Source organism: Ensifer sp. SL37 (assembly GCF_026672675.1).
Classification (GTDB): domain Bacteria; phylum Pseudomonadota; class Alphaproteobacteria; order Rhizobiales; family Rhizobiaceae; genus Ensifer; species Ensifer adhaerens.
Genome location: NZ_JAPPRN010000006.1, coordinates 2843821 through 2856466, shown reverse-complemented (window position 1 = coordinate 2856466; position 12646 = coordinate 2843821). Strand labels below are relative to the sequence as shown.

Sequence of the window (12646 nt, the reverse complement as noted above, 5' to 3'; positions counted from 1 at the left end):
CTCTTTCCCGGCAAGGGCGATTTCCGCTAACATAGCCAATCTTTTCCCGCGGTTTGCCGCTCAATCTACCGGAATTCCCTCATGTTTCAGTCATTTGAAGTCACCTCCACGCCGCAGTTCGGCAAGGAGCGCACCGAAGCCCTGCGCGCGTCCTTCGCAGCCCTCGGCATCGACGGCTTTCTCGTGCCGCGCGCCGACGAGTTCCAGGGCGAGTATGTGCCGGCCTCCTCCGAGCGCCTGTCCTGGCTCACCGGCTTTACCGGCTCGGCCGGCGTCGCCCTCATCACGCAGCGTGAAGCGGTCGTCTTCGTCGATGGCCGTTACGTCACGCAGTTGAAGGAGCAGGTCGACGGCGCGGTCTTTACCGGTGGCGACCTCATCGGCGAGCCGCCGCATCTCTGGTTGGAAAACCATGGAGCCAAGGGCTTCAAGCTCGGCATCGATCCCTGGGTCCACACCGGCGCCGAAGTGCGCCGGCTGGAAAAGGCGCTCGCCACCCTCGGCGGTTCGCTCGTCTTCCTCGATCACAACCCGCTCGACAGGATCTGGACGAACCGTCCGGCTGCCCCGCTCGGGAAGGTGACGATCCAGCCGATCGAACATGCGGGCACGCTTGCCAAGGACAAGATCGCGACGATCGCAGCCGGCCTTTCCAAGACGGGCGCCGAAGCCGTCGTGCTGACCGACCCCTCCTCCGTCGCCTGGACATTCAACATCCGCGGGTCCGACGTGCCGCATACGCCGCATCCGCTGGCCCGCGCCATCATCCATGCCGACGGCCGCGCCGAACTTTTCCTCGACAAGCGCAAGACCGGCATCGAGCAGGAGGCCTACCTCACCCAGATCGCCGACATCGTCGCACCGTCGACCTTCGACGACCGTCTGCGGGCTCTCGGCACCGCCGGCGCCTCCGTCATGATCGATCCCGATCTCGCCTCCTTCGCCATTTCCGAACTGATCCGCGCCAAGGGCGGCAAGGTCGTCGAAGCGGTCGATCCCGCCCGCCTGCCCCGCGCCCAGAAGAACACGGCCGAGATCGAAGGCTCGAGCCGCGCCCATCTGCAGGATGGTGCGGCCATGGTCGAGTTCCTCGCCTGGCTCGACAGCCAACAGCCCGGCACAGTCACCGAGATCGGTGCCACCAACCAGCTAGAAGCTGCCCGCGCCACCGTCGGCGAGCGCATGCAGAACCCGCTGAAGGACATCTCCTTCGACACCATCTCCGGCGCCGGCGCGCACGCGGCGATCATGCACTACCGCGTCACCACGGCCACCGACCAGGCAATCGAAGCGGGCACCATGTTCCTGATCGATTCCGGCGCGCAGTATATCAACGGCACCACCGACATCACCCGCACGGTCGCCGTCGGCGCCGTGCCTGAAGAGCAGAAACGCTTCTTCACCCTGGTGCTGAAGGGCATGATTGCGATAAGCACGGCGCGCTTCCCCAAGGGCTCGCGCGGCGTGGATCTCGACCCCTTGGCGCGCATCGCGCTCTGGAAGGCGGGCGCCGACTATGCCCACGGCACCGGCCACGGCGTCGGCTCCTATCTCTCGGTGCATGAAGGCCCGCAGCGCATCGCCCGTCTTTCGACGCAGGAACTGCTGGCCGGCATGATCCTTTCCAACGAGCCCGGCTACTACCGCCCCGGCGCCTTCGGCATCCGCATCGAGAACCTCATCGTGGTGCAGCCGGCAACGATGGTTGATGGCGGCGACCTGCCGATGCTCGGCTTCGACACGATCACCTACTGCCCGATCGATCGCCGCCTGGTGCTGCCGGCGCTTCTGACCGACGAGGAACTCGCCTGGCTCAACGGCTATCACGCCGAGACGCGCGAAAAGTTGATGCCGCTGCTGGCCAGCGACGAGACGCGCGCCTGGCTGAAGGCCGCAACGGAAGCGCTGTCACGCTGAGTCATGCTCTCTGCTGGGCTCCTGCTGTCGCGGGAGCCCATAAAACGAGCCGTCGCGCAGCCGATAGCGTGCTGCGCCCTCACCCGCCAGACCTTGGCTCCGGACGTCCTGGTCTCTCGTTCAGATGCCCAGAAGCTTCTTCGCTTCGCCAAGCGTTGCCTCCGAGGCGGCGTGATCGCCAGCCTGGTGCTGTGCCTCACCCTTGGTGCGCAATTCCTTGACCTTGGCCATGTCGGCATCGGACAAGGAAGCGGTCTGCATGGCCGCATCGATCGCCTTCATCATGGTCGGGCATTGATTGGCAAAGGCCGTTGCCGGCGCGAGCGCCAGCAAAAGGGCAATAGAGATCCTGGTCAACATGGTCGCTCCTCCACTGCCGGGAGGCTTCATGCTGCGGTGACGTCGTACGCCACCTAACGAGGGGGGATATGTCCTGCCTCTCCGGCAACGGCAGAGATGATAGTCCAGGATGCGCGCGCCGCCAATCGAAACGGGCGCAACACATCCGTCCACGGCTTCGCACACCACCGCGGACGGGCGTCCTACATCACCAGATGCCGGATCACCATGACCACCACCCAGCCGATGACGAGCATGCGCAGTGTTGAGAGATTCAGCCCAAGCGCGATGGCAAAGGCGACGAACATGGCGATCGTCACGTCGAGCCCGCCATAGACGAAGGCCGGCGCCACCAGCGTCGTCAGAACGGCTGCGGGAACGGCGTTGAGCGCCGCCTCCAGCCGCGGCGGGATCTCTTTCATCTGGGTGATCAGGATATAGCCGCCGACACGCGTCAGGAAGGTCGCAACGGCCGCCGCGATGATCAGGTAGATGAGGTTCAGGTGTTGCGGATCCATGTTCACGCCTCCTTCTCGACACCCGTCGGTGCCACTGCCCGCTCGCTTGGCGGCAGACAGGCGGCAAGAATGATGCCGGCTAGTGCTCCGATGCTGACATGCCATGGCGAGCCGACGAAATGCATGCCGGCGACGGATGCAAGCCCCGAGACGATGACGATCGGCAGGAACCGGTCACGCTTGCGGAAGCCCATGACGAGACCCATGAAATAGACCGGCAGCAGGACATCAAGGCCGATCGCCTTGGGGTCACCGATCATCTGCCCGAAGATCGCGCCGACCAGCGTGTTGATGATCCACGGGATGTAGATCACGAGACCGAAGCCGAGATACCAGGCAAAGGTGATCGGCAAGCCGCGCTCGCCGCGCTTTTCGGTCTCGGCATATTGCGGATCGACCAGCAGGAAGAAGGCGAGGAACTTCTGCCCGAAGGTGAAGTGCCGGACATATTTGGCGATCGAGGCCGAATAGAGCACGTGGCGGAAGTTGACCGCAAAGACGGAGAGCACCACCAGCCAGGGCTGGACGTGGTTGCCGAAGAGCTCGATGCCGACCATCTGGCTGGCGCCGGCATAGACGGTCGCGCTCATGAACACCGCATCGGCAATGGTGAAGCCATTGTCGACCGCAAGCGCCCCGAACAGCGCACCGAAGGGCGATGCTGCCAGCATGATGGGAAAGCCGCCGCGGAACCCTTCCCAGAATTCATCTTTTTTCATGGAAACCTCCGCCGGCCGAGGCGATGACGCGCCATGCGGCCGGTGCCGGACTGATAGGCGCTTGCGCCCCCGGCAACAATTCAAATGCGCTGATACAATGATTGAATTTTATGATGCCTCGGCGAACGAGGCTTGAACAAAAGGCGCACCGATCAGGAAAACGATGCGCTTTATCGCTTGGAATAAGCGCCGGCGCGGGCCAGCCGCCCCTTACTTCTTGACCTGGAACGTATGCTCGATGCCGGGGAACGTGCGGGCCTTCACCGCGTTCGCATACTCCTCGGCCGCCTTCGAGATCGCCGGCGCCAACTCGGCGAAATGCTTGACGAAGCGCGGCTTGAAGTCGTTGAAGAGGCCGAGCATGTCGTCGGAGACGAGGATCTGGCCGTCGCAGGCAGGCGACGCGCCGATGCCGATCGTCGGCGAGCGCAGCTCCGCGGTAATGTCGCGGGCCACCGGCTCGACCGTGCCCTCGATGACGATGCCAAACGCTCCGGCATCGTCGATCGCCTTGGCGTCGCGGCGGATCTTTGCCACTTCCTTGTCGTTGCGGCCAACCGAGCGGTAGCCGCCGGTCGTGTTGACGAGCTGCGGCATCAGGCCGACATGGCCGAGCACCGGAATGCCGCGGCTGACGAGAAACTCGACCGTCTCGGCCATCTCCGCCCCGCCCTCGAGCTTCACTGCGCTGCAGCCGGTTTCCTTGAGGATACGCGCCGCACTGCGGAACGCCTGCTCCTTCGATTCCTGGTAGGAGCCGAAGGGCAAGTCGATGACGACGCAGGCCTGCTGCGAGCCGCGCATGACCGCCTGGCCATGGGCGATCATCATTTCCAGCGTCACGCCGACGGTCGTGTCGAGGCCATAGAGCACCATGCCGACGGAATCGCCGACCAGCAGAAAGTCCACATGCGGATCGAGCAGCCGCGCAATCGGCGTCGTATAGGCCGTGAGGCTGACGATCGGGCGCTCGCCCTTCAGCGCCTCGATGTTGGCGGGGCTGAGCCGGCGCTTGGCGGTCTGCACGCTCATGTCAGGCAACCTTTGCAAATGATGCGGATTTCGGGGCGATCACGCGATTGTCGAGCAGCTTCGTCGTGCCGAAGCGGACGAAGAGCAGAAGCAGCACCGGCCGGTCGCCGATCGTTTCGATCGTCTCCAGCGTCTCGGGATCGCGCACCGCTACGACCTCGGGCTTCGCCAAGGGCTCGCTCGCCAGAAACTCGGTCACGGCCTTTTCGAGTTCGACGACATCGCTGACGCCGGAGGCAACGAGGTGCTGCGCCTCATCCAGCGCCTTCGGCACAATCGCCGCGGCACGCCGCTCTTCGGCCGTCAGGTAGACATTGCGCGACGAGCAGGCGAGCCCGTCGGCCTCGCGCACCGTCGGCACGCCGATCACGGTCACCGGCTGGGCGAGATCGTCCACCATGCGGCGGATGATCTGCAGCTGCTGGAAATCCTTCTCGCCGAAATAGGCGCGATCGGGCCCAACGATGTTGAAGAGCTTGGTGACGACGGTGGCGACACCGGCAAAGTGGCCGGGGCGCACGGAGCCCTCGAGCTCGCTGCCAAGCGTCGGCACGTCGACGACCGTTTCCATCGGCCGCGGATACATGTCGGCAACACCCGGCGCAAACAGATAGTCGACGCTGCCCGCTTCGAGCATCGCCTGGTCGCGGGCGAGATCGCGCGGATACTTGGAAAGATCCTCGTTGGCGCCGAACTGCAGCGGATTGACGAAGATGCTGGCGACGACGACGTCGTTTTCCTCGCGGGCCCGGCGCATCAGCTCCATATGGCCGACATGCAGGTAGCCCATGGTCGGCACGAAGCCGACCGTCTTGCCTGCGCGTCTATGCTCGGCAAGCGCTGCACGCAGCTCGGCGATGGTGGTGAAAGTCTTCATCTCCGGACCCTCCAATCCGCGCCGGCGCCCTGCCCTTTGGGATGCTGGCGCGCTGCCTTCGCAGATGGCCGCGACCTGCTCCGCGAAAAGGCATTTGCATAAAATTCGGCTGCAATCCTCTATCTTGTGCAGCGCAAAAAAACAATCGGATTGATGACAGCTTGGTGACGCTCAGCCGCGCTTGACTTCCACCGGCAGCCTGTCACGGTTGGCGATCGATGCCACCTGCAACCCACGCTGGAGAGCAAGATGAAACCCTGCCTGCGCCTTCTCGGCGTTCTCGTCCCGACGCTTGCCTTCGCCGCTGCGGCCGAAGCAAAAATCCCGCTGGTCAACGCCACCTGCCCCGGCAAGATCGAGGTCCATGCCGACGAAGGCGGCCCGATCTACATCAACGGCAAGGAAGCCAAGCTCAAGGTGTTCAACGAGAACTACTACGAAGCGCACGGCGCCGGCGTCACCATCTCGCTCAGCATCAATCCCGACGGCTCGCCGAGCGTGTCCTACACCGGCAAGGGCGGCGCCAACGGCGTGTGCACGGTGAAGTGACAATAACATCGAGCAGCGGCGCGCGCCCTTGGGGCCGCTCGCAGCCGCTAGCACCGTCGATCCTATTTGCAGCATCGAAGCAGGTCTCGCTCCGCTTGAAGACCTGTAGTTGCACCCCACATCAGCCCGGCTCAAAAAATCTTTGAGCCGGTGTCGGGATCGTCGACCGGCATTCGTCCTTAGAGCAACTCCAGGAAAAGTGCGCCGCGGTTTTCCGTCCGGAGTTGCGTCAATCAAAGAGTTGGATCGCTTCGCGGTTTCGCCGAAACAACGAAGTGATCAGATCCGTAAAACACGAAATCCATTCCAAGGAGCATTTCATGCGCATGATTTTCGTAAACCTGCCGGTCAAGGATCTGAAGGCCTCGCGCGCGTTCTTCGCCGCCCTCGGCTTCACCTTCAACGAGCAGTTCTCCGACGACACCGCCGCCTGCACGGTGATCTCGGACAATATTTTCGTCATGCTTCTGACCGAGCCGAAGTTCCGCGACTTCATCACCGGCGAGATCAGCGACGCCCGGAAAGGAACCGAGGTCATTACCGCCCTGTCCGCGTCCAGCCGCGCTGAATGCGACGACATGCTCGCCAAGGCGCTCGCTGCCGGCGCCAAGCCCTGGAAGCCGGCTCTCGACTACGGCTTCATGTACGGCATTTCCTTCCAGGACCTCGACGGTCACGTCTGGGAATTCATGTGGATGGACCAGGAAGCCGCCCAGCAGCAGGCCTCCTGATCTCGCGCAGTGCCCCGAACTTTGCGCCTGCCGCCTAAAGCGGCGGGCGTTTTGGTGTGATGGAATGATCGCAGTGCCTGCCAAAGCTTCCAGCCGGCGCCCGATTTGAGAAGAAAGCGACCGGTGAATCCGATAGTTGGGACGGGATACGAATGGCGAGCGACGCGCAGCTTCGCTTGCAAGCATTGAGAATGAGGAACCCCATGTCCACGAAGGTCGAAGCCAAGCATTGGTCCAAGGTCGAGCTCTTGCATGAGACAGTGCGCAACCCGAACATTCACGTACGCGGCAGCAACAGCTACTACAGCAACGCCTGGACCGGATCCTTCGAGGAAAGTGTCGTTCGCTACCTCTATGGCGACGACTACAGCCTCAGGGCCTGGGAACCGCAATGGCCAATCGATCAACTGCTGATCGGCGACTATGTCGCGATTGGCGCCGAGGCGGTGATCCTCATGGGCGGCAACCACACCCATCGCACCGATTGGGTGAGCCTCTATCCCTTCCTCGATGTGATCGGCGAAGCCTATGTCGGCAAGGGCGACACCGTCATCGGCGACGGCGCCTGGATCGGCATGCGCGCCATGATCATGCCGGGCGTGACACTTGGCGAAGGCGCAGTCGTCGCGTCCGGCGCCATCGTGACCAAAGATGTGGCGCCCTACACCATCGTTGCCGGAAACCCCGCGCGTCCCGTCCGTCAACGTTTCCCCGCAGCCGATGTCGAGACACTGCTCGCACTCGGCATCTACCGTTGGGAACGAACAAAATTCGACGCGCTGCGCCGTTTCATATGCGCCGACGATATCGCCGCCCTGAAGGCCGCATCCGAAGCCTACGACACCGAGCGGGCGTAACGCCGCCCGCCCGTCACGCCTGATCGTGGAGCATTAGCCCCCGATCAGCGCCAGCCACTCGTCCTCGTCCATCGTCTCAACGCCGAGTTCGCGGGCCTTGTCGAGCTTGGAGCCGGCACCCGGGCCGGCAACGACGATATCTGTCTTCTTCGATACCGAACCCGCCACCTTGGCGCCGAGGCTTTCGGCCTTCGCTTTCGCCTCGTCGCGGGTCATCTTTTCGAGCGACCCGGTAAAGACGACGGTCTTGCCGGCGACCGGGCTGTCTGAGGCAACCGGTGCTTCTGCTGCCTCCGGCGTCACCTCCGACAACAGCCGGGTGACGACTTCGAGGTTGCGCGGCTCCTTGTAGAACTCGACGATGGCGCGGGCGACCACCTCGCCGATGCCGTCGATGCTGTTGAGTTCATTCCAGGCGTCGCCCGTAAACGTCGACGCGTCGCGCATCGCCTCGCCGAAGTGCTCGTAGGTGCCATAGGAACGCGCCAGCAGCTTTGCCGTCGTCTCGCCCACATGACGAATGCCGAGCGCATAGATGAAACGCTGCAGCGCGATCGAACGGCGCGTATTGATGGCGTCATAGAGCTTGCGCACGCTGACGCGGCCGAAGCCGTCGATGTTTTCGAGCTTGGTGAGCGACGACGCCTCCTGGCGTTTCTCCAGCGTGAAGATATCTGGCGCCGTGCGGATCATCAGCGTCGGGTCTTCGCTTTCGAAGAAGAACTCGATCTGCTTCGAACCGAGGCCCTCGATGTCGTAGGCGTTGCGCGAGACGAAGTGCTTCAGGTGCTCGACGGCCTGCGCGCGGCAGACGAAACCGCCGGTGCAGCGGCGCACCGCATCTACCTTGCCGGTCTTCTCGTTGATGTCGCGCACCGCATGGCTGCCGCAGACGGGGCATGTGGTCGGGAAGCGATAGGGCTCGCTCCCCGCCTTGCGCTCGTCCATGACCACGTCGACGATCTGTGGAATGACGTCGCCGGCGCGCTGGACGATCACCATGTCGCCGATGCGGATGTCGCGGCCCTCGCGGATCGGCTCGCCCGAATTGCCGAGACCCTTGATGTAATCCTCGTTGTGCAGCGTCGCGTTGGTGACGACGACGCCACCGACCGTGATCGGCTCAAGGCGTGCCACCGGCGTCAGCGCGCCGGTACGGCCGACCTGGATGTCGATCGCCGTCAGCCGGGTGAAGGCCTGCTCGGCAGGAAACTTGTGCGCGGTTGCCCAGCGCGGCGAGCGCGAACGGAAGCCGAGGCGGGCCTGCAGGTCGAGCCGGTCGACCTTGTAGACGACGCCGTCGATATCGTAGTCGAGATCCGGCCGTTCGCGCTCGATGTGGTGGTAATGCTCCAGCAGCGCGTCGGCCGAGGAGAGCCGCTGCATCAGCGGGTTGACCGGGAAGCCCCAGGACTTGAACACCTCGACCATGCCCATCTGCGTATCGGCGGGCATTTCCGAGATCTCGCCCCAGGCATAGGCAAAGAAACGCAGCTTGCGGCTCGCCGTCACCTTGGCGTCGAGCTGGCGCAGCGAGCCCGAAGCGGTGTTGCGCGGGTTGACATAGAGCGGCTTGCCGAGCGCCGCCATCTCGGCGTTGAGCGCGGCAAAGTCCGATTTCGCCATATAGATTTCGCCGCGTACCTCGACGACATCGGGCGCACCTGCCGGCAGCGTCTGCGGGATCATGCCGATGGTGCGGATATTGGCGGTGACGTTTTCGCCAGTCGTGCCGTCGCCGCGGGTCGCGGCCGTCACCAGCCGGCGGTTCTCATAGCGCAGCGACATGGAGAGCCCGTCGATCTTCGGTTCGGCGGTAAAGGCGATGGAGTTGTCCGGCAGTTGGCCGAGGAAACGATAGACCGAGGCGACGAAATCGCGCGCGTCCTCGTCGGAAAACGTGTTGTCGAGCGACAGCATCGGCCGGGCGTGCACGACCGGCTGGAAGGTGACGGAGGGGGCAGCACCCACCTTCTTCGAGGGGCTGTCGTCGCGGATCAGTGCCGGAAAGCGCTGCTCGATCGCGTCGTTGCGCCGCTTCAGCGCGTCATAGTCCGCATCCGAAATCTCCGGCGCGTCCTGGCCATGATAAAGCGCGTCATGGCGCGCAAGCTCGGCCGCGAGAAAGGCAAGCTCTTCGGCCGCTTCCGTTTCGTTGAGATTCTCGACGGGTTTCAATTCTTGGGACATGCGCGACGACTCCGGATTCGAAGTCGTTTTGTAGAGCAACTGATGGGAAAGAAAAGACCGTCCGGCGCCGTCGGCTCACGCGCCAGTGGCATTGACGGCCCCCGGCGCGAGCCCGGCAAGCGGCCTGACATCCAGTTCGCACCAGCGTTCATAGCGCCTCTGATAACGGCAGCGGATGGCCTCGAGATCCTTTTTCCGGACACCACGCTTGCAGTAGATCCATTTGCCTTCCGCCTGGCCACGCATCACCCGGCTCACCGGCTGCAGGCCGAACATCTTCAGGATCGCGGCCCCGCCCTTGTCCCAGCCGATGCTGTAGATGTCGATGCCGTCGGGCGGGAACGTGTGGTGTTCGAGGATCGCCGAAACCGTCGCCCAGACGAGAATGCCGTTCTGCCTGCGGCGCTCGGCGCGCATGGAATCGAGCAGGAAGCTCATATTGAGGATGGTCGCGAGATAGACGACCTTCGCCTTTCGCGCCTGCGGATGGGCAAGCAGCCCGCTCGCCAGCAGGTTGCCAAAGGCATAATGCCCCTGCAGGAACAGTTTGAAGTGGTTCTTCTCGAAGGCGTAGTAGTCGATGAAGCCGAAGATGTTGCCGTCGAGGTCCTGCAGGCAGATCAGGCTGTAGGGGTCGGAATGGAACGCTCTCATATCCTCTTCGGGATCGATCGCGCCGCTGCGAAACACATCCTGTGCCTTGCGGACCACCTCATAGGCAACCGCCGTCGGCGCCGGGACGCGGACAAGATAGGAACGGTCCCCGTGCGCACAGGGCGCCACAAGCGCCAACGGCGTGACTTCGTCCGCGTTCGGCGGCTGAGGATCGGCCTCCTCCTCCGCCAGCCCGACCTGCGAGGCGTGTCGCAGCCTTGCGACAAGAGTTGCTGCAGTCACGGCGATCGCAATGCACGCGAACACCCCGAAGCCGCCCAGTTCCTGGTTCGCTTCCTTTATCGTCAGGATAAGGCCGGCATAGGCGAGCGCGATGAGCAGGATCAGTTCCGGATGCGCACGCATCTGCGCAAACCGGATCTCCAGTCTATGCTCAAGTTTCTCCCACATGCCCGAAGTGCCCCAACCGCAGAGGAAATAGAACACGGGTGCAGCGGCGCAACAATTCAACCAAAAGGCTTAGGAAGCCCAAGGCCGTGGGTTCAGATGAACACTCTGAGGACATCGCATCCTCAGCCGCCAATGTTTCCACTTGGCGCCAGGATGATCTAGCCGTTGCCGGAAAGCAGGCGAGCGGCAGCCGCCCTCGCCTCTTCGGTGATCGAGGCGCCGGCAAGCATGCGGGCGATTTCCTCGGTGCGCGCCTTGTCGTCCATGCGGGCGACACGGGTGGAAATCATCTCGGCCTTCTCGGTCGAAGGACCCTTGGAGATCAGAAGATGCGTTGCCGCACGGGCTGCGACCTGCGGCGCGTGGGTGACGGAGAGCACCTGCACCGTTGCCGAGAGCCGCTTCAGCCGCTGGCCGATGGCATCGGCCACCGCACCGCCGACACCGGTGTCGATTTCATCAAAGACGAGCGTCGGCGCCGAGCCGCGATCGGCAAGCGCCACCTTCAGCGCCAGCAGGAAGCGCGAAAGTTCGCCGCCGGAAGCCACCTTCATGATCGGGCCCGGCCGCGTGCCGGGGTTGGTCTGGACGTGGAACTCGACGAGGTCGATACCGTCGACCGTCGGCAGCGACGGATCGCTTTGCACCTCGACCATGAAGCGTGCCCGCTCGAGCTTCAACGCCGGCAGCTCGGCCATGACAGCGTCGGAAAGCGCGGTCGCGGTATGGCGACGCTTTTCGGAGAGGGAGCGCGCCGAAGCGTCGAACGCCACCCGTGCCACGCCGACTTGTGCATCGAGCTGCTTCAGCTTTTCCTCGCCGGCATCGAGATCGGCGAGATCGGAAATCATGCGAACGGCGAGTGCCGGCAGTTCCGTGACCGGAACCGAGTATTTGCGGCTGGCGGCGCGCAGCGCGAACAGCCGCTCCTCCACCCGCTCCAGTTCCTTCGGATCGAACTCCGTGTTGCGCAACGCCCGCTCGACCGACATCTGCGCGTCCGAAAGCTGGTTGAGCGCACCGTCGAGCAACTCGACCGTTTCTTCAAGCAGGCCCGGCGCCTCCTGGCTCTTGCGCTCGAGACGGCGCACGAGTGAGGCGATCAGCGGAACCGGCGAAGCGTTGCCGTTCAGGAACTCCGAGGCCTCGTTGATGTCGCCGGCGATGCGCTCGGCCTTCATCATCCGCGCCCGGTTCACGGCAAGCTCGTCCTCTTCGCCGTCGCGGGGGCTGAGCTTCTCCAGTTCTTCGACCGAAGACCGAAGATAGTCCGCCTCGCGCGCGGCCGCCTCGACCCGCTCGCGGTGCTTCTTCAGGCCGCGCTCGGCATCCTTCCAGGCGCGATAGAGTTCGCTCACATGCGCCGCTTCTTCGGCGGTGCCACCGAAGGCGTCGAGAAGCGTGCGGTGCGCGTCGATATCGACGAGCGCGCGGTCGTCGTGCTGTCCGTGAATTTCGACCAGCGTCTGGCCAAGCTGGCGCATCAGCTGGACGCTGATCGGCTGGTCGTTAACATAGGCCTTGGTGCGGCCGTCGGCCGACTGCACGCGACGGAAGATCAGGTCGCCGTCATCGTCGATGCCGTTTTCCCTGAGCATCAGCCGCGCCGAATGCCCCATCGGCACGTCGAAGACCGCCGTCACCTGCCCCTTGTCGGAACCGTGGCGAACGAGCGAGCCATCGCCGCGCCCGCCAAGGGCGAGCGACAGGCTGTCGAGAAGGATGGACTTGCCGGCCCCGGTTTCACCGGTCAGCACCGAGAGCCCGGCGTCGAAATTGAGATCGAGCCGTTCAATCAGGACGATATCGCGGATCGAAAGCTGGGCAAGCATCCGGGGTTATATCTTCCTTG

General features: G+C 63.8%; 12 protein-coding genes. 4 read left to right on the top strand and 8 right to left on the bottom strand.

Translation table 11 applies throughout. The features are described from left to right. Positions 1–81: 81 nt before the first annotated feature. The gene (locus tag OVA00_RS25880) at positions 82–1917 is read left to right on the top strand and encodes an aminopeptidase P family protein (protein ID WP_268089850.1); all 1836 of its coding nucleotides are present in this window, start codon (positions 82–84) and stop codon (positions 1915–1917) included. Between the two features lie 120 nt (positions 1918–2037). On the opposite strand, the gene OVA00_RS25875 is transcribed toward OVA00_RS25880, so the two are convergent. From OVA00_RS25875 to panC, 5 genes are all read right to left on the bottom strand, one after another. Next, a complete protein-coding gene (locus tag OVA00_RS25875; protein ID WP_034792522.1) occupies positions 2038–2277 on the bottom strand; it encodes a hypothetical protein in 240 nt (79 codons plus the stop codon). 182 nt (positions 2278–2459) lie between these two features. Next, positions 2460–2774 (bottom strand): AzlD family protein, encoded by a 315-nt coding sequence (locus OVA00_RS25870; protein ID WP_034792520.1) that lies wholly within the window; start codon positions 2772–2774, stop codon positions 2460–2462. A gap of 2 nt (positions 2775–2776) precedes the next feature. Next, positions 2777–3493, bottom strand: coding sequence for an AzlC family ABC transporter permease (locus tag OVA00_RS25865; protein WP_268089849.1), 717 nt, complete (start codon positions 3491–3493; stop codon positions 2777–2779). A gap of 210 nt (positions 3494–3703) precedes the next feature. Further along, positions 3704–4525, bottom strand: a complete 822-nt coding sequence (panB, locus tag OVA00_RS25860) for a 3-methyl-2-oxobutanoate hydroxymethyltransferase (RefSeq protein ID WP_268089848.1) — start codon at positions 4523–4525, stop codon at positions 3704–3706. Position 4526: 1 nt separating this feature from the next. Continuing rightward, on the bottom strand, positions 4527–5402 hold the full coding sequence (gene panC / locus OVA00_RS25855; protein WP_034792514.1) for a pantoate--beta-alanine ligase: 876 nt from the start codon (positions 5400–5402) through the stop codon (positions 4527–4529). A 249-nt stretch (positions 5403–5651) separates the two neighbouring features. On the opposite strand from panC, the gene OVA00_RS25850 reads away from it, so the two are divergent. The 3 genes from OVA00_RS25850 to OVA00_RS25840 all read left to right on the top strand — a co-directional run bounded on the left by OVA00_RS25850 (position 5652) and on the right by OVA00_RS25840 (position 7539). Next, on the top strand, positions 5652–5951 hold the full coding sequence (locus OVA00_RS25850; RefSeq protein ID WP_060515939.1) for a hypothetical protein: 300 nt from the start codon (positions 5652–5654) through the stop codon (positions 5949–5951). A 320-nt stretch (positions 5952–6271) separates the two neighbouring features. Continuing rightward, a complete protein-coding gene (locus tag OVA00_RS25845; RefSeq protein WP_060515938.1) occupies positions 6272–6682 on the top strand; it encodes a VOC family protein in 411 nt (136 codons plus the stop codon). 203 nt (positions 6683–6885) lie between these two features. After that, a complete protein-coding gene (locus OVA00_RS25840; RefSeq protein ID WP_113504177.1) occupies positions 6886–7539 on the top strand; it encodes a CatB-related O-acetyltransferase in 654 nt (217 codons plus the stop codon). 33 nt (positions 7540–7572) lie between these two features. Here the strand turns inward: OVA00_RS25840 and ligA are convergent, their stop codons facing one another. The 3 genes from ligA to recN form a co-directional block, all read right to left on the bottom strand. After that, positions 7573–9729, bottom strand: a complete 2157-nt coding sequence (gene ligA, locus OVA00_RS25835) for an NAD-dependent DNA ligase LigA (protein ID WP_268089847.1) — start codon at positions 9727–9729, stop codon at positions 7573–7575. Positions 9730–9804: 75 nt separating this feature from the next. After that, positions 9805–10794: a hypothetical protein gene (locus OVA00_RS25830; protein ID WP_268089846.1), complete on the bottom strand. Its 990-nt coding sequence runs from the start codon at positions 10792–10794 to the stop codon at positions 9805–9807. A 158-nt stretch (positions 10795–10952) separates the two neighbouring features. Then, the gene (gene recN / locus OVA00_RS25825; protein WP_268089845.1) at positions 10953–12626 is read right to left on the bottom strand and encodes a DNA repair protein RecN; all 1674 of its coding nucleotides are present in this window, start codon (positions 12624–12626) and stop codon (positions 10953–10955) included. Between the last annotated feature and the right edge of the window lie 20 nt (positions 12627–12646).

Coding starts and splice junctions, on each gene's coding strand:
- OVA00_RS25880 (WP_268089850.1), top strand. CDS start 82: ATGTTTCAGTCATTTGAAGTCACCTCCACGCCGCAGTTCGGCAAGGAG.
- OVA00_RS25875 (WP_034792522.1), bottom strand. CDS start 2,277: ATGTTGACCAGGATCTCTATTGCCCTTTTGCTGGCGCTCGCGCCGGCA.
- OVA00_RS25870 (WP_034792520.1), bottom strand. CDS start 2,774: ATGGATCCGCAACACCTGAACCTCATCTACCTGATCATCGCGGCGGCC.
- OVA00_RS25865 (WP_268089849.1), bottom strand. CDS start 3,493: ATGAAAAAAGATGAATTCTGGGAAGGGTTCCGCGGCGGCTTTCCCATC.
- panB (WP_268089848.1), bottom strand. CDS start 4,525: ATGAGCGTGCAGACCGCCAAGCGCCGGCTCAGCCCCGCCAACATCGAG.
- panC (WP_034792514.1), bottom strand. CDS start 5,402: ATGAAGACTTTCACCACCATCGCCGAGCTGCGTGCAGCGCTTGCCGAG.
- OVA00_RS25850 (WP_060515939.1), top strand. CDS start 5,652: ATGAAACCCTGCCTGCGCCTTCTCGGCGTTCTCGTCCCGACGCTTGCC.
- OVA00_RS25845 (WP_060515938.1), top strand. CDS start 6,272: ATGCGCATGATTTTCGTAAACCTGCCGGTCAAGGATCTGAAGGCCTCG.
- OVA00_RS25840 (WP_113504177.1), top strand. CDS start 6,886: ATGTCCACGAAGGTCGAAGCCAAGCATTGGTCCAAGGTCGAGCTCTTG.
- ligA (WP_268089847.1), bottom strand. CDS start 9,729: ATGTCCCAAGAATTGAAACCCGTCGAGAATCTCAACGAAACGGAAGCG.
- OVA00_RS25830 (WP_268089846.1), bottom strand. CDS start 10,794: ATGTGGGAGAAACTTGAGCATAGACTGGAGATCCGGTTTGCGCAGATG.
- recN (WP_268089845.1), bottom strand. CDS start 12,626: ATGCTTGCCCAGCTTTCGATCCGCGATATCGTCCTGATTGAACGGCTC.